Origin of the sequence: Paenibacillus sanguinis 2301083 = DSM 16941 (assembly GCF_000374825.1) — a bacterium.
Lineage (GTDB): Bacteria > Bacillota > Bacilli > Paenibacillales > Paenibacillaceae > Fontibacillus > Fontibacillus sanguinis.
In genome coordinates this window covers 91,882-114,789 of sequence record NZ_KB895385.1, presented here as the reverse complement: position 1 = coordinate 114,789, position 22,908 = coordinate 91,882, and the positions used below count along the sequence as shown (strand labels likewise).

The 22,908-nt window shown below is 52.7% G+C and carries 20 protein-coding genes; 16 read left to right on the top strand and 4 right to left on the bottom strand.

The window, feature by feature from the left end; all coding sequences use genetic code 11:
• Window positions 1–9: 9 nt before the first annotated feature.
• On the top strand, window positions 10–741 hold the full coding sequence (locus tag C557_RS0115910) for a glycerophosphodiester phosphodiesterase (protein ID WP_018752884.1): 732 nt from the start codon (window positions 10–12) through the stop codon (window positions 739–741).
• A gap of 106 nt (window positions 742–847) precedes the next feature.
• Entirely contained in the window at window positions 848–2,095 is a 1,248-nt protein-coding gene (locus C557_RS0115905) for an MFS transporter (protein WP_018752883.1), read from the top strand.
• 111 nt (window positions 2,096–2,206) lie between these two features.
• Here the strand turns inward: C557_RS0115905 and C557_RS0115900 are convergent, their stop codons facing one another.
• On the bottom strand, window positions 2,207–2,917 hold the full coding sequence (locus tag C557_RS0115900) for a GT-D fold domain-containing glycosyltransferase (RefSeq protein ID WP_018752882.1): 711 nt from the start codon (window positions 2,915–2,917) through the stop codon (window positions 2,207–2,209).
• Between the two features lie 209 nt (window positions 2,918–3,126).
• Between C557_RS0115900 and C557_RS0115895 the strand changes: the two genes are divergently transcribed.
• Window positions 3,127–3,816 carry a glycosyltransferase gene (locus tag C557_RS0115895; protein ID WP_018752881.1) on the top strand — a complete coding sequence of 230 codons (690 nt, stop codon included), beginning with the start codon at window positions 3,127–3,129 and terminating at the stop codon, window positions 3,814–3,816.
• A gap of 40 nt (window positions 3,817–3,856) precedes the next feature.
• Complete coding sequence (locus C557_RS0115890; RefSeq protein WP_018752880.1) at window positions 3,857–4,612, top strand: class I SAM-dependent methyltransferase; 756 nt, start codon at window positions 3,857–3,859, stop codon at window positions 4,610–4,612.
• A 135-nt stretch (window positions 4,613–4,747) separates the two neighbouring features.
• Here the strand turns inward: C557_RS0115890 and C557_RS0115885 are convergent, their stop codons facing one another.
• The 3 genes from C557_RS0115885 to C557_RS0115875 form a co-directional block, all read right to left on the bottom strand.
• Window positions 4,748–5,170 carry a hypothetical protein gene (locus C557_RS0115885; protein WP_018752879.1) on the bottom strand — a complete coding sequence of 141 codons (423 nt, stop codon included), beginning with the start codon at window positions 5,168–5,170 and terminating at the stop codon, window positions 4,748–4,750.
• A gap of 97 nt (window positions 5,171–5,267) precedes the next feature.
• Complete coding sequence (locus C557_RS0115880; protein ID WP_018752878.1) at window positions 5,268–6,437, bottom strand: MalY/PatB family protein; 1,170 nt, start codon at window positions 6,435–6,437, stop codon at window positions 5,268–5,270.
• A gap of 33 nt (window positions 6,438–6,470) precedes the next feature.
• Entirely contained in the window at window positions 6,471–7,055 is a 585-nt protein-coding gene (locus C557_RS0115875) for a beta-class carbonic anhydrase (RefSeq protein WP_018752877.1), read from the bottom strand.
• A gap of 118 nt (window positions 7,056–7,173) precedes the next feature.
• Between C557_RS0115875 and C557_RS0115870 the strand changes: the two genes are divergently transcribed.
• From C557_RS0115870 to hfq, 12 genes are all read left to right on the top strand, one after another.
• Entirely contained in the window at window positions 7,174–8,691 is a 1,518-nt protein-coding gene (locus C557_RS0115870; RefSeq protein ID WP_018752876.1) for a carboxypeptidase M32, read from the top strand.
• Window positions 8,692–8,919: 228 nt separating this feature from the next.
• The gene (locus C557_RS0115865) at window positions 8,920–9,924 is read left to right on the top strand and encodes an ABC transporter substrate-binding protein (RefSeq protein ID WP_026263520.1); all 1,005 of its coding nucleotides are present in this window, start codon (window positions 8,920–8,922) and stop codon (window positions 9,922–9,924) included.
• Between the two features lie 59 nt (window positions 9,925–9,983).
• Window positions 9,984–10,763 (top strand): ABC transporter ATP-binding protein, encoded by a 780-nt coding sequence (locus C557_RS0115860; RefSeq protein WP_018752874.1) that lies wholly within the window; start codon window positions 9,984–9,986, stop codon window positions 10,761–10,763.
• Window positions 10,764–10,819: 56 nt separating this feature from the next.
• Window positions 10,820–11,566: an ABC transporter permease gene (locus C557_RS0115855; protein ID WP_083930219.1), complete on the top strand. Its 747-nt coding sequence runs from the start codon at window positions 10,820–10,822 to the stop codon at window positions 11,564–11,566.
• 177 nt (window positions 11,567–11,743) lie between these two features.
• A complete protein-coding gene (locus C557_RS0115850; protein ID WP_018752872.1) occupies window positions 11,744–12,721 on the top strand; it encodes an aromatic acid exporter family protein in 978 nt (325 codons plus the stop codon).
• A gap of 81 nt (window positions 12,722–12,802) precedes the next feature.
• Window positions 12,803–13,348, top strand: coding sequence for an outer spore coat protein CotE (gene cotE / locus C557_RS0115845; protein WP_018752871.1), 546 nt, complete (start codon window positions 12,803–12,805; stop codon window positions 13,346–13,348).
• A gap of 147 nt (window positions 13,349–13,495) precedes the next feature.
• A complete protein-coding gene (locus tag C557_RS0115840) occupies window positions 13,496–14,935 on the top strand; it encodes a putative amidoligase domain-containing protein (RefSeq protein ID WP_018752870.1) in 1,440 nt (479 codons plus the stop codon).
• Between the two features lie 816 nt (window positions 14,936–15,751).
• Entirely contained in the window at window positions 15,752–18,529 is a 2,778-nt protein-coding gene (gene mutS, locus C557_RS0115835; protein WP_018752869.1) for a DNA mismatch repair protein MutS, read from the top strand.
• A 130-nt stretch (window positions 18,530–18,659) separates the two neighbouring features.
• Window positions 18,660–20,729 carry a DNA mismatch repair endonuclease MutL gene (mutL, locus tag C557_RS0115830; protein ID WP_018752868.1) on the top strand — a complete coding sequence of 690 codons (2,070 nt, stop codon included), beginning with the start codon at window positions 18,660–18,662 and terminating at the stop codon, window positions 20,727–20,729.
• 40 nt (window positions 20,730–20,769) lie between these two features.
• The gene (locus tag C557_RS0115825; protein ID WP_018752867.1) at window positions 20,770–21,555 is read left to right on the top strand and encodes a class I SAM-dependent methyltransferase; all 786 of its coding nucleotides are present in this window, start codon (window positions 20,770–20,772) and stop codon (window positions 21,553–21,555) included.
• Window positions 21,539–22,513 carry a tRNA (adenosine(37)-N6)-dimethylallyltransferase MiaA gene (gene miaA, locus C557_RS0115820; protein ID WP_018752866.1) on the top strand — a complete coding sequence of 325 codons (975 nt, stop codon included), beginning with the start codon at window positions 21,539–21,541 and terminating at the stop codon, window positions 22,511–22,513. The genes C557_RS0115825 and miaA overlap by 17 nt, the downstream gene beginning before the upstream one ends.
• 24 nt (window positions 22,514–22,537) lie before the next feature.
• Window positions 22,538–22,777 (top strand): RNA chaperone Hfq, encoded by a 240-nt coding sequence (gene hfq / locus C557_RS0115815; protein ID WP_018752865.1) that lies wholly within the window; start codon window positions 22,538–22,540, stop codon window positions 22,775–22,777.
• The last annotated feature ends 131 nt before the right edge of the window (window positions 22,778–22,908 follow it).

The following is a 22,908-nucleotide window of genomic DNA, read 5'->3' as shown; positions in this document are numbered from 1 at the left end:
TTTCATAACATGCACAAATTTCCACTGATGACTGCTCATACCGGCTGCATGGGGCATCCTGATCATTCCCTGATTTCTTTGGATGCAGCGCTGGAACTAGGAGCTGATATTTATGAAGATGATATTCGCGTAACGCGCGATGGAAGGCTTATCCTCGCTCACGACGACAGGGTCAGCTTGCACAACGGTGGTGAAGGCAGTATTTTGGCCATGAGCTTGGAGGAGTTACAGGATGAGGCGATCTCACCGCCCCTTCTGCTGGAGACTCTTCTGTCTGTTGTGAAGGATGCGGGCATCATGATGAATCTGGACTTAAAGACGATTGCCTGCTTGGAGCCATTAGCGATGCTGATTGACCGTCTTGATATGGCTGATCAGGTCTTTCTGAGCGGTTGCGGTTATACCGCCGCTTTTGAGGCACAGTTGGGTGCGCCACAGCTTCGCAAGCTGTTAAATGTGGATGTTGCTCACTTCCATACGGTTAGCTATGCCAAAGCAGTTGCCCATGCTTGTGCGGATAGTCGGGCGACTGGCTGCTTCGGGTTAAATCTCCCTTATGAGCTTGTCCAGCAGGAATTGCTGGAGGAAGCCCACAGCCAGGGGCTGCAAGTGTATGTCTGGACGGTGTCCGAGGCTGACGATATGAGGCGGCTTGCAGGTATGGGGGTGGATGCCATCACCACCCGTGAGCTGGGCAGGTTTCTCTCCGTGAGAGCAGAACTGATATCGGGAAGAGTCTGAACCTTCTGAAATGTAAGGGGGAACAGCATTAAAATTTTAGTATTGGAGACAGAAGCGGGTTATTCTATAATGAAGCATATGTTGTTTATGATAAAGGGGGACAAAGGTGAACCACGCAGAGCATTCAACTTCCAATCCGTCGCCGGATCGGTGGCAAAGGAATATTATCCTGTTCCTTAGCAGCCAAACTATCTCATTATTTGGTTCATCTCTGGTTCAGTACGCCATCATGTGGTATATCACACTGAACACGAAGTCGGGAATGATGATGACCTTGTACATCATTTGCGGCTTTATCCCCACCTTTTTGTTGTCTCCGGTAGCGGGGGTGTGGGCAGACCGATACAACCGTAAGTTGCTGATTATGCTGGCTGACGGCATGATTGCATTGTCAACGCTCATCCTGGCTCTACTATTTCTGGCGGGCTACGATGAGGCGTGGCTGTTATTCGTGATCGCCGCTGTCCGTGCGCTTGGAGCAGGAGTGCAGAGCCCGGCCGTTGGAGCGATTCTGCCGCAGATTGTGCCAGCAGACAAACTGACAAGGGTTAATGGGCTGAACGGAAGCCTGCAAGCTATCATCATGTTCGTATCGCCAATCGTGAGCGCGGCTCTGCTGACAGTGGCCAGCATTGAGACCATCTTCTTCATCGATGTCGTCACGGCTGCCCTCGCAATCCTGACGCTGCTGCTGTTCTTTCGCATCCCGGTTCATCGCAAAGCGGCAGAGAACGTTGCTACGGGATATTTTGACGATCTCAAGCAAGGGTTGGCTTATATCGGTCAGCAGGCTTACCTGAGGGCGTTCTTTCCCTTCATGGCGCTATTCTTCATCCTTATGGCTCCGGCATCCTTCCTGACGCCGCTGCAAGTTACCCGTACTTTTGGCGAAGATGTTTGGCGTTTGACAGCCATCGAGATTGTATTCTCTGTCGGGATGATGGCAGGTGGGGCATTAATTGCGGCTTGGGGCGGGATGAACAATAAAATCCATACTATGACGTTGGCAACTATAGTCATGGGTATATGTACTTTTTTGCTGGGGGCGGTTCCTAATTTCTGGATTTACCTTGTGTTCATGGGCATCTTTGGCATAGCGATGCCACTATTGAACACACCAACCATGGTTATGATCCAGGAGAAGGTAGACGAGAACTATATGGGTCGCATCTTCGGGGTGTTCAGCATGATATCAACGTCCATGATGCCGATGGGGATGTTGATTTTCGGCCCGATTGCCGATATATTCGCGATTGAATGGCTGCTGCTCGGCACGGGATTGCTCATGATATTTTTATCCCTGTTCCTGGTACGCAACAAAGCGCTGCTGGAAGCAGGAAAGCCGTTACCATAGAAAAGACCTGGTAAAAATTTAAAGAAGCGGTTCCTTTCCCAGGGGCCCGCTTCTTTTTTGTTGCTTCCAGCCAAGAGTGCATCACGAGCTTTCTGAGATGAACCACCTCACTCAATTGGCCCGTCCCTTTAGGACAATATTAGCGGCTTTGCCGAAATCGAGTGCTATTCTTCCAGTAAGGGCCATCGTCCGCTCGGCCAGCACGACGGCATTCACCCCGCAAGAGAAGAGGGCGATGTCGAAGCTGGTTGCATGGCTGGTAATCCAGTCCATCGTCTCCCGATACTGTCCCCAGTGATCAAACGGCAAGGACTTCACGATATGAAGAGAGTAGGGCGGTTGTTCAAGGCGTTGCCGCAGTTGTTCAGCTTCCCGGGTGACGATTAGAATGCGCCGTTGCTTTAGCAGCCTCCAGAACTCCTGCATCTCTGCCAGTTCACGGTTGATCCCGGCATGGCACACCAATACAGGGTTCAGATCAAAATGGCGGAATACCTGATCGGTTAACGGCCGTTTTAAATAGTCTGGTGCCTTGATCAAGCTATCGTTATACGGCAGTATGCCAACCACCGATGCATTCCGAATCGAGGCGGCAACCGCATCCCGCAAGGGAAGGTTGGGCAAATATAGGCCTTTCTCTCCTTTGCTGGCCTTAATGGCCCAGCGTTCTTCCAGAACTTTGCTTATCGGCCATACCGTATCCTGGGACAACACAAGGTTCTCTCCATCCCCGATTCGTACCAGAGAAAAAGGCTCTTTTTTCCAGAGAGCCTGTGATATGCGTTTTAATAAATCTTTACTTTCCAGAAATACCTGTTGCATGCGATTTCATCCTTTCACATGAAGACATATAAATCTCTTTACTCTATGTAGCTAGCTGATGAAATTATTGTGCGGCTATCCTGCCTGCTGCATAGGCTCCGACACAATGATCTATATTTTGCTGGAATTGCTGCATACGTCCTGTCGGTTTGGCCACTTCGAGCATAAAGTACAACACCGGTGGTTTAAACGGTGAAGGAGGAGAGTGCATGTCGAGAAAGGTAATTATTGAGACCAATTTCAATACCTTCGGTTTTGATCCCCAGCGGTTGACCAAGGAATGGCTGGTGAACCGGATGGAAATTTTTCGCAACTTTACACTTCGTTCTCTGAAGGCGCAAACCAATCAGAACTTTATGGCTATATTGAAAATTGCACCTGGCACTGAGGAGATAGTTGCCGACATTTTGGCGAGTCAAAGCCCGCTGCCCAAAAATATTTGGTTCGGCACGAATAAGGAGAGTTTAAATGTGATTTCGGCTTTTGCAGGCGATAGCGAGGATTTATACATTGCCCGCCTGGATTCAGACGATCTGTACCACCGTACTTATGTACAGCAATTGTATAATGTGAAGCCGAAGCCGGACACGATGGCCTTGACCAATCAGAACGGATATTTATGGGATAGCGTCGCCGGCGAAATGGCGCCAACCTTTCATCGTTCGCCACAGTTCTACGTTTTCTTGTACAAGACGGCCGACTATTTGTCAGGCTACCGGATCAAGCTGCCGGGAAGAGGCACGCATGGCAATGTGGTTGATCTGCCCCATGAACTGCTGACTCCTCGCAACTATGTAAATGTGGTGCATGCCACCAATACCTCCAAGAAGAAGGTTCCACCGCGGGATCGATTGACTCCGGCCGAGATCCAGCAGGTGCTGAGGGAATTTATGATCTGAGGCAGGAGATTCTGAGGAGGAGAGGGGAGACGATAGGCAGATGGCTATTCATGATCGAGTGAGCGAGCGTTATTACGGTCTGGTCAATTCAGTGGAATCCCATGAATCGACCCGGGCTAGGGTGCACTGGATTTGCCGTTCGGTTACCGGTCAGACCGTGCTTGATGTAGGCTGTAGCCAAGGCATTACGGCGATCTTGCTGGCGCGGGAAGGATTACGAGTTACTGGCATCGATCTGGAGGAGAAGAGTATCCAGTATGCCCGTCAGGAGCTAGCCAAGGAGTCCGTCTCCGTGCGAGCCAAAGTTCAATTCAAGCTGATGGATATTACGGATTGGAAGGGAAAGGGCAATTTTGATTCCATCATTTTGGGTGAGATTCTGGAGCATTTTGCTCGCCCGGAGACACTGCTGGAGCATGCTCATCGGCTGCTGGCGGATAATGGCACATTGGTGGTGACGGTGCCTTACGGCTACCACCCTTTTTACGATCATAAGCAGACGTTCTATGCCGGGAACTTGGCAGTTTGCATGAATCCCTATTTTGAGATACAGAAGGTAGAGCTGCAGCATAAATACTTGTGCTGTGTCGCTCGCAGACGCAATCATCTCAAGAGAGGTGTCCTGCCGGACGCGCCTAGCCTAATGGCCTGGATGCAGTTTGACTGCCGACAATTTGCTTTGCTGGAGCAGCAGCATCAGCAAGCGATGGAGCGGCGGAAGAAATCACTGGAGCAACTTTCGGAGCAATTAAAGACGTTGCGCAAGGAGAAGGCAGAGGCCAGCCAAGGCGGCTAAAAGCTACCGGACATAACGAAACGGCAAGGTGAAATAAGCCACTTGTGACAAGTGGCTTATTTGCTGAAACCGGTAGATAAATCAAGTCCTGATGCAGCTATCCCAGGACTTGGCTTGGGATGATGAATCAAAATGTTAGTCGGCGATCAGGATGCCGTCAAAGTTCTCCGGACCGACGCGAACCGTTCCCAGTAAGCTGGAAGATATGAAGGCGCTATAAGTTAACTGGGGGGTCAGCGGAGGATTGTAATCGTTGGCCGAGAAGGTGAGAAGCTGCGGAGCCAGTACAGAAAGGTTAAATATAGACGAAGCGCTATAGACGACCGGATCAGTTGGAAGTGTTCCCCTGACCACGGTGATCGTAACGGCAACCAGAGCTAATGGAAGCTGAAGCGCAATTGTTCCCTTCAACTGCACACGCGGGACTCCAACCGCTCCTTGGGTAATCAAGCCAATTTGTCCAAATAGTTGTGGAGTGTCGATGACAAGAATCGGGATAGCGATGGAGCCAGCGGTGCTGGCATTCTGTGAGGTTCTGCCATCAATAAGGGTTGGCATATAGTATCCCTCCTTTGCTGTTAGGATACTCTATCATATGTCGACGAAAAATATGATTCTTGGATGAATTGGCATATTTTAATAGAGTAACGGGACGCTAACATCCCGCTGCTGCTACAAATCGTTCCAGCGCTTCTGTCAGCAAGGAGCGAGGACAGGCCAGATTAATTCTGAGAAAGCCTTCTCCGTTCGTTCCGTAAACAGAACCTTCCGTGAAGGCGACTTTGGCCTGGCGATACATCAGTCGTTTCAGTTCAGTCCCGCTGAGGCCAAGCTTCCGGCAATCTACCCAAAGAAGGTAGGTTCCTTCTGATTGCATCGGCTGCACACCAGGCAGATTGGCGGTTAGGTACTCTATCGTATAGTCACGATTGTCCTGCACGTACTCTAGTACCGCTTCCAGCCAGTCTTCACTATGATTATAGGCCGCAATCGTTGCCGCAGGTCCAAAGTAATTAACTGAACCGAGGGCCAAGGCCTGCATCCGGTCAATGAACCTCTGCCGTAGCTCAGGGTTGGATATGACCGCAAAGGCGGTAGCCAGGCCCGGAATGTTAAACGTCTTGGAAGGAGCCAGGCAGGTTACTGTCATCTGGGCATGAGCTTCGGACAAAGAGGCGAAGGGGAGATGGCGGTACTCATGGAAGACCAGATCACAATGGATCTCATCCGCTACTACTTTAACCCCGTACCGGGCACAAAGGCTGCCGACCTGTTCCAGTTCTTCCCGGGTCCATACACGTCCTCCGGGATTGTGGGGGCTGCAAAGCAGCAGCAGCTTGGCCCCGGCCTGCATCAAGGCTTCAAGCTCGGCATAGTTCATGCGATACTGCCCATTCTCCAGAATGAGTGGATTCTCGGCAACCTTCCGATCATTCCTGCGGATGACATCGTAGAAGGGGTTGTACACCGGAGGCTGTACAATAATGGCATCTCCGGGCTCAGTTAAGGCCTGGACAGCGATGCTGAGCGCAGGCACTACGCCTGGAGCATCTGTCAGCCAGGCTGAGTCCACCTGCCAGTCATGCCGGCGTGAGAACCAGCCTGTAATGGCATTCACATATTCTTGGGGCCGCAGCGTGTACCCGTAAATTCCTTGCTTGCCGCGTTCGGTAACAGCTTCAACAATGGCCGGTGCGCAGGCAAAGTCCATGTCTGCTACCCAAAGCGGCAATACATCGGGATCGCCAAATAATTGCTGTCCCTTATCCCACTTCTCGGACCAGGTTCCCCGTCGCTGTATTCTTTCATCCAAATGGTAGTTCATCTTATGCTTTCATCCCTTCCTTATAGTGCGAGTTCAAAAAGTCGGGTTTGCAGGCAGCTGCTCGTATCCGTCAATGATCAGTTCGAGTTCTCCGGTCACCGAATCGATCAGCATTCCGTGCACGGGGATATCCGCAGGCAGAAGAGGATGCCTTTTGACAAGATTGACCGTTTGAACAACCCCTTCCTTCTCGTTATCGAACCCTCTCAGCCATTTCTTGAGCTTGATTCCGGAGTTCTCCAATGTATTCAGCACATCATCACTGATGCCCCGCTCGCGGATAGAGCCAATGACCCGGTCCGAATTCAAGGCCGCCATACCGCAGCCGGTATGCCCTATAATGAAGACCTCCTCAGCATGCAGCTCATATATGGCTACGATGAGACTGCGCATAACACTCCCGAAGGGCTGGGAAATGATAGCGCCTGCGTTCTTGATTAACTTGACGTCGCCGTTGCGAAGGTCCATCGCTTTAGGCAGAAGCTCAACGAGCCGTGTATCCATGCAGGTCACGATCGCAATTTTTTTCTCAGGAAATTTATCTGTCAAATACTTCTCGTATTCCTTGCCTTCAACAAATTTGCGGTTGAAATCGAGGATCGAATAAAGCTGGTTCATCTGACCTGCCTCCTTTTATTAGCTTATTTTCTATCTTAAAATTTGATTATACGGATTGTTAAAAGTATCATCAAGAGTAGCAATAAAATAATTTTAACCTGTAAAGGTGGGAGATGTCATGAAGCAGGAAACGGCCAAGAAGTGGGAGCTATTTCGGACACTTCTACAGAAGATTAGCGCATATGAGGAAGCGGTAGCCCTGATGAACTGGGATCTACGTACGGGAGCGCCGCGCAAAGGAGCGGAAACCCGGGCAGCCACGATCGGCCTATTATCGACGGAAGCCTTTAAGCTGCAAACCTCGGCTGAGATGGGGGAATACCTTTCTTATCTCAATCATGCCACCGTTCTGGGCGAACTGGATGATGTTCAGCGGCGCATGGTTCTGGAAGTGCAGGAGGATTATGATCGCAGCATCAAGATTCCCGCTCAGAAATTCCAGGAGTATACGGAATTGACGGCTCATGCGGAGACGCTGTGGGAGGATTTTAAGGAAAATAATGATTTCGCCGGATTTGAGCCTTACTTAACACAGATTGTGGATAAGACGCAGGAGTTTATCGATTACTGGGGGCCGCGAGCGACCCGCTACGATACCTTGCTGCATATGTATGAACCCGATTTGACGGTGGAGAAGGTGGATCAGGTCTTTGGCCAACTGCGGGCTCGCCTGGTTCCACTGGTGGAAGCCGTCACGGCTGCCAAGAACAAGCCGGAGGCTCCATTCCTGAACCAGTTGTTCGACAAGGATCAGCAGGAGAAGTTTAGCCGCTTCCTGCTGGAGCAGATCGGTTATGATTTTGAAGCAGGACGAATCGACGAGACCGTTCATCCGTTTGAGACAACTATAAATCATGGAGATGTGCGCATCACAACCAACTATAAGCAGGATGATGTAACCAGTGCGATCTTTAGCTCTCTGCATGAAGGGGGACATGCTTTGTATGAGCAGAACGTGGCTGAAGAATTGGCGGGCTCGCCGCTCGGCCAAGGGACATCTATGGGGATTCACGAATCGCAATCCCGCTTCTGGGAGAATGTGATCGGACGCAGCTTGCCTTTCTGGCAGCGGTATTTTGGCGACCTGCAGCAGCATTTCCCGGCCGAGCTGAAGGATGTGACTGCGGAGAGGTTCTATCAGGGGGCCAACCTTGTAAAAAACTCGTTGATTCGTATTGATGCGGACGAGCTTACCTACAACCTGCATATCATTATTCGCTATGAAATTGAGAAGATGCTGTTCAATGAGGGCTTGGCCGTCAGCAAGCTGCCTGAGGTATGGAATGAGAAATACAAATCCTACCTCGGTCTGACTCCGCCAAGTGATGGACTTGGTGTGCTTCAGGACGTGCACTGGTCCGGCGGGTTGTTCGGCTATTTCCCTTCCTATGCGCTGGGCAATATGTACGCTGCACAGATTACACATACCTTGCGCAAGGAACTGCCACAGTTTGAAGGCTTTATTGCGGAAGGCAACTTCCAGCCGATCAAGGAATGGCTGACGGACAAGATTTATAAGTACGGGAAGAGCCGCAAGCCGTCGGAGATTATTCTGGCTGTAACTGGTGAAGAGCTGAACCCGGATTATCTGGCCGATTATCTGGAAGAAAAATTCAAAGCGATTTATGGAATTTAAAAGTAACTAGCCGAGTTAATGCGCTGGTTGATCTGGAGACCAGCCTGACGACAAAGCCGCTGCCGAAATGGAGAAATCCGCTTCGGCAGCGGCTTTTTGCTGTAATTTGGAGCCAAGCGCCCAGCCTTAACCTTTTGCCTAGCTTATGCATATTATTTAGTATGTTCTGGTCTGTGCCGATGAAGGCTTGGCTAGGAGACGGCTAATTTGGAAGGAGAGGTGAACGGTATGAGCAAAGGCCATGCTGGATTATGGCTTGCCCTAGTCATGCTCCTGACCACTGCCTTGAGCGGTTGTGGAGATCAGGGTCAAGCGACCAAGATAAAAATAGGGGAAGTGACCCGTTCGGTGTTCTATGCGCCCCAATATGTAGCTTTAACCCAAGGCTTTTTTGCCGAAGAGGGGCTTGATGTTGAACTGCAAACTACGGCTGGTGGGGATAAAACGATGACCGCACTGCTGTCAGGAGCCATCGATGTGGCGCTGGTTGGGGCGGAAACGTCCATTTATGTGTACCAGCAGGGCTCCGAGGACCCGGTCATTAATTTCGCTCAGCTGACGCAAACGGACGGTACCTTTCTGGTGTCACGGGAAGAGATTAGCGATTTTGATTGGGAGATGCTGAAGGGAAGCACCTTTCTGGGACAGCGGAAGGGGGGCATGCCGCAAATGGCCGGCGAGTTCACTTTACGGAAGCATGGAATTGATCCGCATGAGGATCTGAATCTGATTCAAAATATCGACTTTGCCAATATTACGGCAGCATTTGTCTCCGGTACGGGGCAGTTCGTTCAGTTATTTGAACCCCAGGCTTCTATCATCGAGCGGGAGGGGAAAGGAAAGGTCATTGCCTCCTTCGGCACGGAAAGCGGGCAATTGCCGTACACAGTGTTTATGACGCGCCAAAGTTACATTGATGAACATGCCGATTCGGTCCAGCGCTTCACAAATGCCATTCATAAGGCGCAGCGCTGGGTGCAGTCCCACACACCGGAGGAAGTCGCAGAGGTAGTCGCCCCTTATTTCAAAGATACCGATATGGATATCTTGGCCAGCTCGATTCAGCGCTATCTCGAACAGGGAACCTATGCCACGACTCCGGCTTTGGAAGAGGAAGCCTGGAACAACCTGCTGGATGTGATGGAAGGGGCCGGCGAGTTAAATGAGCGAGTAGATGCCAAAAAGCTAGTGGACAATACGTTTGCGGAGAAGGCCGTAGAAGCGGCTAAATAAACAACGGCCCAGGAAGCAGCGTATTCATCAACGATACGGAAAGGGGACGTGAGCCTTTGATGCCTTCTGTCGTGGAATTAAAGCATTTGGATTTGGTCTACGTCACGGACCGGGAAGCCGTACTTGCTCTGCAAGGGATGAGTCTGGCGGTGCAAGCAGGTGAGATGATCAGCCTGGTTGGCCCCAGCGGCTGCGGGAAGACGACGCTGCTGTCCGTCATGGCGGGCCTGCTTCCTCCGTCGCGCGGCGAAATGCTGCTGCATGGCCAGCCTGTGAACGGGCCGTCTCCGAAGGTGGGTTATATGCTCCAGCAGGATTATTTGTTTCCTTGGCGCACCATTCTGGATAATGCGGTGCTGGGGTTGGAACTGACAGGTCGCCTGACGCCGGAGAGCAGGAAGCAGGCTCGGGAATTACTGGCCGAGATGGGGCTTGGGGATACGGCGGAGCTGTATCCCCATCAGCTCTCCGGGGGTATGCGGCAGCGGGTCGCGCTGGTGCGGACGCTAGCAACCGACCCTGAGCTGCTATTGCTCGATGAGCCTTTTTCGGCTCTGGATTACCAAACCAAGCTTCAGCTTGAGGATCTGGTGTGGGGAACGCTTAAGCAACGTCACAAGACAGGCGTTCTGGTCACCCATGATCTCTCCGAAGCGATTGCGGTCAGCGACCGGGTCATTGTGCTCGCTGCCAATCCAGGCCGCATTCGCAGCACATATATCATCCCCGAGTCGATTCGGCAGGCTACACCCTTCTACGCCCGCGATGCGGAAGGGTTCAATGAGCTATTTCATGAAATCTGGCGCGATCTTGAGAGTGCCGAAAGAGGGGGGGCCTAGCATTGGAAGCCTGGCTGGAGGAGAAATGGGCAGAGCACCGCAAGCGAAAGCGGAGGATGAACCGCTGGGTGTTTGGGGTGCAAGCCATGTTGTTAGCAGCCTTTATCCTGTTATGGGAGCTGGCCGGACGTATGAGATGGATCGATGTCCTGATATTCAGCTATCCCTCCAAGGTGGGCGGGCAGATCATCAAGGATATGGTAAACGGGGAGCTATGGCCTCATCTGGCAATGACGGTGGGCGAAACGGCTGTAGGTTTCTTGCTGGGCACCCTGCTCGGCACATTGCTGGCTGTATTAATCTGGTGGTCTCCCTTCTTGTCCAAGGTGCTTGACCCTTATATGGTTGTATTCAACAGTATGCCGAAGGTGGCGCTGGGACCGATCTTTATCGTATTATTTGGCGCCGGGTTTACCGCTATTGTAATAACGACATTGTCTATTACCGTGATTGTGACCACCCTGGTTGTGTTTAATAGCTTTAATGAAGTGGATTCCAATCTGGTAAAGGTCATTCGCACGTTCGGGGGCAGTCGGCGCGATGTCTTCCTGAAAGCGATCTTGCCCGCTTCTTTTCCCGCTATTGTCTCCACACTCAAGGTGAATGTAGGCATGGCCTGGGTTGGCGTTATTGTGGGAGAATTCCTCGTAGCCAAGATCGGGCTGGGTTATTTGATTGTGTACGGCTTTCAGGTATTCAACTTTACGCTAGTGCTGTCAAGTCTGGTCATTATCGCCATCGTTGCCACGGCCATGTATCAGATGGTTGTCTATATTGAACGCAAGCTAATCAAGGAGCGGTGACGCTCCTTTTTCGATATTGTTGGAAAAAGTCATCTGTGGATCACGCAGAGGACCCGGAAGCAACCTCGGCGTCGAATCTTGGATTTTTTAGATAAGGATTGTCCGAATGTGCAAAATAAAGTAGGATATTGCCATACTATAGTGTTTGTTCATCCGATGCGGGAAAAGGTGGTTTCTATGGGATTTCGAGTCATCAAAACAGCAATAGCCACACTGATGGCGATTTTTATCGCTGATTTTGCGAATGTGCCTGGAGCTAATTCGGCGGGCTTGCTGGCTATTCTGGGCGTGGATGTAACGCGCAAGCGGAGTCTGAAATCCATCGGGGCGCGCTTCTTCGCTTCACTGCTAGGTCTGCTGCTGGCTTTCGGCATTTTCTACGTTTTGGGCTTTCATATCTGGGTGTTGGCCATCTACATCCTGATCGCCTTTCCGCTCATTACCCGGGCTGGCTTCAAGGAAGGCATTGTAACCAGTTCGGTAGTGGTGTTCCGCGTGTTCGGTGGCGAGGAGATATCCTGGCATGTCCTGCTGACGCAAACGGAACTACTTATCATCGGTCTCGGCTCGGCAATGGTCGTTAACTTTCTGTATATGCCTAAGACGGAGGACAAGCTCATGGACCTGCGTCGCAGGGTGGATGGCTTGTTTTCCATTATCTTTCAGGAAATTGCGGAGACGCTGCGAGACCCGAAGCATATCTGGGACGGGAAGGAATTAACAAATGCCGGTAGATTGGTTGAGGAAGGGGTAACGACGGCGGGGCGCGCGCTGGAGAATCAGATGATTACCCCAAACGAGGCTTGGACGGTGTACTTCTATATGCGTAAGCAGCAGTTGGAGCGTATTGAAGGAATGTTGGAGCTCATCTCCCAGGTATATCAGCAAATGCCCCAGGGCGAGATTGCCGCCTTGCTGTTCGACCGACTTAGTGTGGATGTGAACGAGGAGGAGTACACCGGCATTACGGAGCAAATGCTGGATGATCTGGAGCAGAACTTTAAAATGATGGAGCTGCCGTCCACTCGTGAGGAGTTCGAGATTCGCTCGGCGATCCTCCAATTATGCCGGGAGTTGTCTTTATTTCTGGATATCTCCAAAAAAAATAAAACCCCGATTCAGCGAATTGCAGAGCAACAGGTGAAGGGGAACTGAAATAGCTTTTAAAATAGTTGTCACCCTAGACGAATGTCCTGCATACACTTTTAGTGAATGATGTATGGAGGAGGTTCTAACATGTCATTGAAATATCAAAGTAGAGAGATCATCACGAAAGCGATCTGCGGAAAAGGTCGTAAGTTCTCTACCGTAACACATACCGTGACTCCACCTCACAAACCTTCAAGCATTCTGGGGGCCTGGATTATTAACCACCAGTATGAAGCGGTTGCGGCGGGAGACGGAATTGAAGTTATTGGTACTTACGATATTAACATTTGGTATTCGTACGACAAGAACTCGCAGACCGAGGTTGCCAAGGAAACTGTATCTTATGTTGAGAATGTGCCGTTGAACTATCTGGATTCCAGACACCGTACTTCTACGGTAGAGGTGTCCGCCGAAGCTACGCAAGAGCCAAGTACCGTGGAAGCCAGTGTGTCAGGAGACGGCCGCGTTGCCATTCGGGTGGAACGCGAATTCTCGGTTGAACTGGTTGCTGAGACGAAGCTGAATGTCCTTGTAGTGCCGGGTAGCGACATTGAAGACAAGGATTACGATTTCGGCTCGGAGCTTGGGGATTACGAAGACCTGGACCCGGATCTCCTCGACGACGAATTGTGATTCGTGTCTGTGCCGGAAGTCGTAGTGGAGAAGAACCGGGTTATGCCGCTTACAGTGTAGTATATGCAGCAGGGGCGTCGTCGAAGAGGGCGGCTGCCCTCTTTTTGTGGAAAAAGCCCCCTTTTGGGCGAAAGGAGGGGTGGAGCTATGGTTAGGAAAAAATGTCTTGTGTTTAAAATCCGACTTAGCTCAGAGGCGTCTCATGCTCGTTTGCTGCAAGCGCTCGTCCGTCTTGGCGGGCCTTACCAGGTGCTGCGCAAAGCCGATGGTCTCAAGAGCTCCGGCCCACGCTGGATTTATTACGGACCCGAGGAGGCCTATTGGGGCGGGCCGGTAGAGGAGATTATTGTTAGCCGGCGCCTGGTTTTGCGCGATCCGGTGGCCTGGCGGCAGCGCCTGCAAGCCGCCGGCTTGCAGGTGGCACAGGTCCGTTCTATGCCTCAAAACGGCGGTGAAGCGTCCTTCGCGCGGCGTTATGCGGTGACGGTATTTCACCTTCGGGTACTGGAGACACGTTTGCTAGGGAATACCGGACAGACCTTGCCGCTGCCAGGGAGCGGCCCTGCTTCCGACTCCCCGCTCGGGAAGCGTCTGGAGAGCACGGCCATCCGGGCGCTTTATGCGCTTGGCCTGGATATGGGCGAGGTGATCATCTCGGCAGGTGAGGAGGGCCGATTCACCATTGACCCGTTGTCTATATCTTCGGAAATACGCAGCTCGGCGGTCGCGAACGGCCTGGCTTTGGCAATGCGTGATGAGCTTGCCGAGCAGGAGCGGCTGCTGGAGTTGTCCGGGGAACGGTTAATCGGGATGGACCCCGAATTTCTGTTGTTTAATGATACCACACGCAAGGTAATTCCAGCCTCGCGTTATTTGCAATTTCATGGAGAAGCGGGCTGCGATGTATTGCGTTATCGGGGGCGACGTTTGTTCCCACTCGCTGAACTGCGACCCCGACCGGGTCAAGAGCCCCGCGAGGTCGTCACACATTTGCTGCGAGCCTTTCGTCAGGCTCAGGCGGCGATCGATAACCGCGAACTGATCTGGCAGGCAGGAGCGATGCCGCAGCAGGGGTTTCCGCTGGGAGGCCATCTGCATTTCAGCGGCGTGTTATTGACGGCTGAGCTATTACGGACGCTCGACAACTATTTGGCCTTGCCTCTTTCTCTATTGGAGGCAGAGGGGAGCGCTCGGCGCCGTCCGAAATACGGCTTCCTTGGCGATTTTCGCCGCAAGGAATACGGCGGCTTTGAGTATCGCACCTTGCCGAGCTTCCTTGTCTCGCCGCGTATTACCAAGGGCGTGGTAGCTCTGGCCTGCCTGATTGCTGAGAATGCCAGCCAACTGCTGGCCAGACCGCTGGATCGGGAGGAGATTTTCTCGGCCTTTTATAGCGGAGACCGGCGAATGCTTCAAGCGGCGCTGCCGCGCATCATCGCGGATATTCAGGCTGCTTCGTCATATGCCGCCTATGAAAGCTATCTTGTTCCCTTCTTCAAGCTGCTGTTATCCGGCCGCACCTGGGATGAGTCTGCCGATATCCGCCGGGCCTGGAAGCTTACGGGGCCATCTCTTGCAGATGGATAGGGGCCGTAAGGCTTAGGCCCTGTTTGCCTTGGTCCCCGTTGCCTTGGTCCCCTTTGGCTCGGTCCTGATTATTAGGGGAGCTGCTACCATAAATTGCAGCAATTGCCGATTTAACAGGAAATCCTCCAGCTAAAGTTTACTAATCGATGGATTCTTGGCTTTTATAGGGAAATTGTCCATATAATACGATCGAAATCACCTGATATGGACCAAAAGTGTGGAATTATAGGGAGTTTTTCCAGCTAAACCTCGAAATTCAGCCGTTTTGTGCAAATTATAGGGAGAATTTCCCACTTGTTTGTCTCAGCCTGAAGGCTTGCTGCGTTTCCGCCGCCGACAAAATGCTGTCCCTTTGTAGGAGTACCGGTGTCTGTTTCGTAAGCGACTGCCCTGCTGAAACTGTAAAACCTCTCGTAACCGCAGCTTCCTTTCTGGTATAATAGAAATCTGTGGAAGAAAGATTAGGCAAGCCACTACAATCGGGTAAAGCTTGCCAAGGTTAGCTATTCAGCATCAAAGCTTATGCTTCAGCTGTGCTTTTTTTACAAACGCTTGAGCTGGATAAAGGTAGGGAATGAGAAGCGGATTTACACGAGCTAAACGAACTGCGTGTTTTCGCAGAAAACGACTTCGGAAGCAGGAGTACGTGAGCTGCGGGAAGGTTTCTGCAGAAAACATGCTTCGTAAGCCTACGTGAGCCACGGAAGTCCCGCCTGAGTTCAAGATTCGCCGCCGAGTAAACTTCCATGAGTATCATCGTGATCAAAATTAATCTTAGCAAGCTTCAACTAAAAGAGGACAAGGTGGAGGGGGATCATGGCTACCTACACGCCAATGATTGAACAATACTTGCGGGTCAAGGCAGAAGCGCAGGATGCGTTTCTCTTTTTCCGGCTGGGTGATTTTTACGAAATGTTTTTTGACGATGCTATTTTGGCCTCGAAGGAACTGGAAATTACATTAACCGGACGGGACGGGGGCACAAAGGAGAAAATTCCGATGTGCGGAGTTCCTTACCATTCGGCGGACAACTACATATATCGACTGATTGAGAAGGGTTACAAGGTAGCGATTTGCGAGCAACTGGAGGACCCTTCCGTCGCCAAAGGCGTCGTGAAGCGCGAAATCGTGCGAGTCATTACTCCGGGAACAATAATGGAAGGTAAAACGGTCAGCGAGCGAGTTAACAATTACATCGTATGCATTACCGAGCGTCAAGGAATAATGGCCTTGTCTGCTTGCGACCTGTCCACCGGAGAGCTGTATACGACCTCGGCGCCGTCCAGCAAGGAATGGCTGCGCGATGAGATCGGTCTGTACGATCCGGCGGAAATTATCGGCGACGCCGCGTTGCTGGACTGGGTTAGCGGACAAGCCGCTCCGCTCAGCAAGCCTGTCGTCTACACACCTTGGGCTAAAGCCAAAGCGGAGACCGGGCGCACGTTGTTTGGGGAAGCGGAATGGACTCGCCTGGAGCCGGAGCGTGGTGACAATATCGCTTTGCTTATCGGCTATTTGAGCGAAACCCAGAAGCGTTCGTTGGGACAATTGACGAAAATATCCGCCTACGAGCCCGAGCATTTTATGATTCTCGATCCCTTCACCCGGCGTAATCTGGAACTCGTAGAGACAGTCAGGGAACGCTCGAAGAAAGGCTCCTTGCTTTGGCTGCTCGACAAGACCGAAACCTCCATGGGCTCAAGACTGCTGCGACGCTGGATCGATAAGCCGTTACTGCAAAAGAGCCGCATCGAGGAACGGCTGGAGGCGGTGGGTCATTTGCATGGCGCGTTTATTTTGCGAGAGGATCTGCGCAGCTCCTTGCAGGAAATCTATGATTTGGAACGGCTGGTCGGGCGCGTCGCTTTCGGAAATGCCAACGGCAGGGATATGGTTGCCCTGAAGACCTCCCTGCGGCAAGTACCGCAAATCAAAGAGCTGTGCGCTAGCTCGGGATCGATCACGCTCCGCGAAATCGCTGCTTCAATGGATGAGGGCAAGGATCTGGCGGACATGATTGATGCGGCGGTTGCCGACGATCCTCCTGTATCGGTACGAGACGGCGGCATCATCAAACCCGGTTACCATGCTCGATTGGACGAGCTGCGGGAAGCGGGAGTGAACGGCAAGCGCTGGATCGCGGAGTTGGAAGCGGCGGAGCGGCAAGCTACCGGGATCAAATCCCTGAAAATCGGCTATAACAAAGTATTTGGTTACTATATTGAGGTTACCCGGGCGAATCTGGCTTCTTTGCCGGAAGGACGGTATGAAAGAAAGCAGACGCTGGCCAATGCGGAGCGGTTCGTTACCCCTGAGCTGAAAGAGAAGGAAGCGCTGATTCTGGAGGCCGAGGAAAAAATGGTCGACCTTGAATATGCGCTGTTTAACGAGCTGCGCGAGCAGGTTGCTGGCAATATCCCGCGTTTGCAAAAGCTGGCAGAGCAAATCGCCGGTATTGATGTGCTGCGGTCTCTGGCAGCCGTGGCTTCGGAGAACGGCTTTGTCAAGCCGCAATTAACGGACGGCTATGATCTCATCATAGAACAAGGAAGACATCCGGTCGTGGAATCGGTTATGCAGGATTCCGCGTTTATCGCCAACGGCACGGCCTTGCGCAAGGAAGACGCCAGCATCCTGTTGATTACGGGGCCAAATATGGCGGGCAAAAGTACGTATATGCGGCAGGTAGCCCTTATTTCAATTATGGCGCAGCTCGGCAGCTTCGTTCCGGCTCATGAGGCGGAAATGCCGCTGGTGGACCGCATTTTTACACGAATTGGAGCCGCGGATGATCTGATTGGCGGCCAGAGCACCTTTATGGTAGAGATGGCTGACATTCAGCTTATGACGGAAAAGGCGACTCCGCGAAGCCTGATCATCATCGATGAGTTGGGCCGTGGCACCTCAACCAGCGAAGGGATGGCCATTGCTCAGGCGGTCATTGAATACGTGCATGATCGCATCGGTTGTAAAGCGCTCGTCTCAACCCATTTTCACGAGCTGGCCCATCTGGAGCAGAGCTTGCGAGGGTTGCGCAATTATAGCATGGCGGTGCAGGAGAGCGGTGATAAGGTGCATTTCCTGCGCAAGCTGATTCCGGGTGCTGCCGATACGAGCTACGGCATCTACTGTGCCAGATTGGCAGGTTTGCCAGACGAAATCATTGGCCGCGCCTACGGGCTGCTGCATGGTCTGGAAGATAGCGGGACCAAACCTGCCGTTATCAGAGAAGGCGCCTCTACTTATTTGCATGGGGCTGACACCAAGCAGATGAAGGCTGGCGAGCCGCTGGCTAACGGATTGGAGCAACAGCCAGGTGGTTTGGCAGGGGCAAAGCTGGCGGTGCTTGAGGCTGCTGCAAGTGAAGCTGCTGCTGAAGCAGCCTCGGAGAATGAGGAAGCCCAAGAGGTTGTCCAACTGTCAATCTTTGGCGATGAGGAACCGAAGCGGAAAGCAAAATCCGCCCCAGCCCCGGAAGACCCGGGCATGCGGCAGATCATTAATCTCATTAAAGAAATTGACTTGATGAATATGACACCGCTGCAAGCAATGCAGCTAGTCAACGATCTGAAAATGAAGGCCAGGGAGCTATAACAGGTAGTTCAAAAGTCATCTTTTGATCACAAAGGGATTCAGGAAGTGAGTTCGGCTTCGCATCTTGTCGGAAGCATCAGCTTCTGACCGTGTACCGTGAGCCGGACTTATTCGACGGGAGGGCAAGGAAATGGCAAAAATCGCAATACTGGACGAGCATATCGCCAACCAGATCGCAGCCGGGGAAGTCGTGGAGCGACCGGCTTCCGTGGTGAAGGAATTGGTGGAGAACGCCGTGGATGCGGGAGCGACGAAAGTCGAAGTTGCGGTGGATGAGGGTGGATTGCAAATGATCCGGGTAACTGATAACGGATCAGGCATCGACCCCGAGGATTGCGAGACGGCTTTCTTCCGCCATGCAACCAGCAAGATTGCCACCGGACGGGATTTGTACCAGATTCGCACGCTGGGGTTCCGGGGTGAGGCGCTGGCGAGTATTGCCGCCGTGTCCAAGGTTCGTCTTGTCTCCTCTAGCAGTGATACGGGACTTGGCCGGGTGATCGAGATTGAGGGGGGCATGCTTAAGAGACAGGATGATGAAGCCGCTCCGCAAGGGACGGATATTCAGGTAAAGGAATTATTTTACAATACTCCGGCAAGGCTGAAATATATGAGAACCATCCAGACGGAGCTTGGGCATATTTCTGATGTGATGTACCGTCAGGCGCTGGGGCATCCCGAAATTGCCTTTACGCTGCGGCATAATGGCAATACGCTGCTGCAAACTCCAGGCGGAGGCGATTTGCTTCAGGTTATTGCCGCCATTTATGGCATCAATACCTCCAAAGGGATGGTGCCGATTGAGGCGGAGGATCTGGATTATAAGCTTACGGGATTTATCGGACGTCCCGATCTGGCTCGCTCGAACCGCAATGGCATGTCCACGATTGTCAATGGTCGGTATATTCGCAATCATGGGCTGCATCAGGCCATGCTGCGGGCCTATCATACACTGCTGCCTATCAACCGTTATCCCATCGCGGTGCTCATGCTGAACATGCATCCATCACTGGTGGATGTCAATGTGCATCCGGCGAAGCTGGAGGTGCGGTTCAGCAAGGAACCAGAGCTGAACGGGTTTGTGGAAAACAGCATCCGGGCCGTGCTGTCCGGACAGGTGTTGATTCCGCAGGTGGTGCGGCAGAACATCGGCAAGGGAGGAAGTCGCTCCGTGATCCAGGAGCAATTCCACTTCTCCGCGCCGGGATCAGGCGCGGGAGATGGGGCCGCCGGGCCAGCGGCAACGGCGGCCCAGGCTGAGCGCCCGCCAAGCATTGGCGAGGCGGCGCCGGGCCCGCGTGCGGACGGCGGCGGTATGACCGCCGCCCGTCCCGCGGGCTATGGCGTTCCCGCAGCGGCCGAAGGCCTGCCACCGCTGCGGGAACGCGGCCCTGGCGGCGCCGACGCGTACGGCGCCGCACGGCCAGAGGCGACGGGCTTTGCGCCGTCGCCCGGGCCGGGTTTGGCCAAGCCGCAAGGCGGGCTTGGCCAAGGCAACGCTGCCGCCACAGCGTATGGCGGCAGCGCATCAGCGCAGCCGCCGCTGTCGCCCGCGCGGCTGCAAGAGATGCCGGAAGCGCTGTACGGCGGCTCGCCCGAGGCGGCGCCGGAGCTTCCGGCCTTTCCCGAGCTATCCTTGATCGGACAGCATCATGGCACTTACCTGATCGCCCAAAACGAGCAGGGCTTATACTTGATCGACCAACATGCTGCGCATGAGCGAGTAAATTACGAATACTACTATGAGAAGTTTGGACACCCGGCAGATGCCTCCCAGGAGCTGTTGCTGCCGATCACACTGGAATTTACGCCTTCGGACGGGGCCAAGCTGCAGGAACGCCTGCATTGGTTCGAGCAAGCAGGCGTCATTCTGGAGCATTTCGGAGGCAGCACCTTTCGAGTGGTGGCCCATCCCTATTGGTTCCCCCAAGGGGAAGAAGCCGAGATTATTGAAGAGATGGCCGAATGGGTGCTAAGCGAGCGAACGATCGATTTGTCCAAGCTGCGCGAGAAATCCTCCACCCTGGTATCCTGCAAAGCATCCATCAAGGCGAACCAGAAGCTGACGATGGAGGAGGCGGGTACGCTGATCCAGCGGCTTGCCGCCTGCAAGCAGCCATATACCTGCCCGCATGGGCGTCCGATACTTGTTTCTTTCTCTACTTATGATTTGGAAAAGCTGTTCAAACGGGTCATGTAACGATGGACTGACCGTGAAATGAAGGGATTGGGTTTGAATTATGATCATTACAACGGGCGACCACGAAACTCCCGGTACGGTACAGCGGGCGCGTGAGCTAGCGGCGCTGTCCGCCCAGCCTTATGTATCCAGAAGCCGGACGGCCCTGCCTAGGCTCGCCGAACGTTACGGCGATGGCGACATTTTGGTCATTCTGGAGCAGGGGGCCCGTCTGCATCGCGCCGGGCAGGAGCCAATGACGTTTCACCCCAGCATGGCCTTCGTGCGGGCGAAGCGGCTGCTTAAGGGCGAAGGAGATGCCATGCTGGAGGCGGCAGGCGTGATGCCCGGCGATACGGTGCTTGATGCCACAGCCGGTCTGGGCTCTGATGCCATGGTATTCTCGCTTGCGGTAGGCCAGGAAGGGCGCGTAGTAGCGCTGGAGGATTCGCTTCCGCTCTGGGCGTTATTATATGCAGGCTCACAGCGGTACATGTCCGGACTGCTTCCCTTTGACGAGGCGCTTAGACGCATTGAGGTGCGGCACGCCCACCATTTGCAGGCTTTACGGGCTATGCCTGATCATAGCGTCGATATCGTCTATTTCGATCCGATGTTCCGCAATCCAATCGCTGAATCCTCTTCTCTGTCTCCCTTGCGGTCCTTTGCCAATTCCAGCCGACTGGATGCCGAGGCGGTAAAGGAAGCCTGCCGGGTAGCACGCAAGACCGTGGTGCTCAAGGAGCAGAAGGACAGCGGCGAGTTTGATCGCCTGGGCTTTACGGCGAGCACCCGCGCCCATACTAAAATAGCTTACGGAGTGATTTCCCTTGACTCAACTTCATAAACCTAGACTCCTTGTGCTGGTCGGACCTACCGCCGTTGGCAAGACCAAGTTAAGCATTGAACTGGCCAAGTCGTTGTCCTGCGAGATTATCTCCGGTGATTCCATGCAAGTATACCGGGAGATGGATATAGGCACGGCCAAAATCAGTCAGGCGGAAATGGGCGGGGTTCCTCATCATCTTATCGATGTCCTGCGACCGGATGAGCCTTTCTCTGTCGCCATGTTTCAGGAGTGGTGCCGTCAGCTTATTCCGGAGATTACAGCTCGGGGGCATTTGCCTTTTGTTGTCGGGGGAACTGGCCTGTATGTGGAATCGGTCTGTTATGAGTTTCAATTTACCGAAGCGGGGGCGGATGAGGAATTTCGCGCCAATCAGCAGGCTTATGCCGACAGGCACGGGGCTGAGGCGTTGCATGCCAGGCTTGCGGCTGTAGACCCGAAGTCGGCGACCCGGCTTCATCCCAACGATGTGCGGCGTGTTATTCGCGCACTGGAAATCTACCATCTGACAGGCGGTACTCTATCGTCTCAATTAGAAGGACAAAACAAGCAATCCCCCTACGAGCTGTGCATCATTGGTTTGACAATGGACCGTCAAATGCTTTATAACCGTATTGAACAGCGAATTGACGAGATGCTGCGGTTGGGGCTGGTCCATGAGGTACGTGGATTGCTTGATAAAGGGTATACCCGCGAACTGGTCTCGATGCAGGGACTCGGCTATAAGGAAATCATCGAGCATTTGGAGGACGGCCTGCCACTTGAGCTGGCTGTGGAGAAATTGAAGCGCGACACCCGCCGTTTTGCCAAAAGACAGCTATCCTGGTTCCGCCATATGAAGGAGATTGCCTGGATTGACGTTGGTGACGGTAAAAATTTTTCCGGGATTTTAGCGGAGGCCCATGCTATAATAGCAGGAAAGTTTCCCGCTGATCTTGAATATAATTCAAAACACTAATTGATTCCTATTGGGGGTACGGCTATGAACAAGACCATCAACATCCAGGATACATTTCTAAATCAACTACGCAAAGAGAGCATTCCGGTCACCGTATTTTTGACAAATGGCTTCCAGATCAGAGGGACAATCAAGGCATTTGACAATTTTACAATCGTGATTGATAGCGATGGACGCCAGCAAATGGTGTACAAGCACGCCATCTCGACCTTCCAGCCGCAGCGGAATGTATCGCTGATGCAGGAGCCGCCAAGCGAGGATTAAGCAGAGCTGAAACTTTTTTGATTTCAATACGTTAAAAGTATAGGGATAGGGAGGAACAACCTGATTCGGGTTGTTCTTTTCTTTCCGCGCACCTGAATAAGCATTAGCCTTTAAGTGAGGTTGCTATGTTG

Coding starts and splice junctions, on each gene's coding strand:
- C557_RS0115910 (WP_018752884.1), top strand. CDS start 10: ATGCACAAATTTCCACTGATGACTGCTCATACCGGCTGCATGGGGCAT.
- C557_RS0115900 (WP_018752882.1), bottom strand. CDS start 2,917: ATGCAACAGGTATTTCTGGAAAGTAAAGATTTATTAAAACGCATATCA.
- C557_RS0115895 (WP_018752881.1), top strand. CDS start 3,127: ATGTCGAGAAAGGTAATTATTGAGACCAATTTCAATACCTTCGGTTTT.
- C557_RS0115890 (WP_018752880.1), top strand. CDS start 3,857: ATGGCTATTCATGATCGAGTGAGCGAGCGTTATTACGGTCTGGTCAAT.
- C557_RS0115885 (WP_018752879.1), bottom strand. CDS start 5,170: ATGCCAACCCTTATTGATGGCAGAACCTCACAGAATGCCAGCACCGCT.
- C557_RS0115880 (WP_018752878.1), bottom strand. CDS start 6,437: ATGAACTACCATTTGGATGAAAGAATACAGCGACGGGGAACCTGGTCC.
- C557_RS0115875 (WP_018752877.1), bottom strand. CDS start 7,055: ATGAACCAGCTTTATTCGATCCTCGATTTCAACCGCAAATTTGTTGAA.
- C557_RS0115870 (WP_018752876.1), top strand. CDS start 7,174: ATGAAGCAGGAAACGGCCAAGAAGTGGGAGCTATTTCGGACACTTCTA.
- C557_RS0115865 (WP_026263520.1), top strand. CDS start 8,920: ATGAGCAAAGGCCATGCTGGATTATGGCTTGCCCTAGTCATGCTCCTG.
- C557_RS0115860 (WP_018752874.1), top strand. CDS start 9,984: ATGCCTTCTGTCGTGGAATTAAAGCATTTGGATTTGGTCTACGTCACG.
- C557_RS0115855 (WP_083930219.1), top strand. CDS start 10,820: ATGAACCGCTGGGTGTTTGGGGTGCAAGCCATGTTGTTAGCAGCCTTT.
- C557_RS0115850 (WP_018752872.1), top strand. CDS start 11,744: ATGGGATTTCGAGTCATCAAAACAGCAATAGCCACACTGATGGCGATT.
- cotE (WP_018752871.1), top strand. CDS start 12,803: ATGTCATTGAAATATCAAAGTAGAGAGATCATCACGAAAGCGATCTGC.
- C557_RS0115840 (WP_018752870.1), top strand. CDS start 13,496: ATGGTTAGGAAAAAATGTCTTGTGTTTAAAATCCGACTTAGCTCAGAG.
- mutS (WP_018752869.1), top strand. CDS start 15,752: ATGGCTACCTACACGCCAATGATTGAACAATACTTGCGGGTCAAGGCA.
- mutL (WP_018752868.1), top strand. CDS start 18,660: ATGGCAAAAATCGCAATACTGGACGAGCATATCGCCAACCAGATCGCA.
- C557_RS0115825 (WP_018752867.1), top strand. CDS start 20,770: ATGATCATTACAACGGGCGACCACGAAACTCCCGGTACGGTACAGCGG.
- hfq (WP_018752865.1), top strand. CDS start 22,538: ATGAACAAGACCATCAACATCCAGGATACATTTCTAAATCAACTACGC.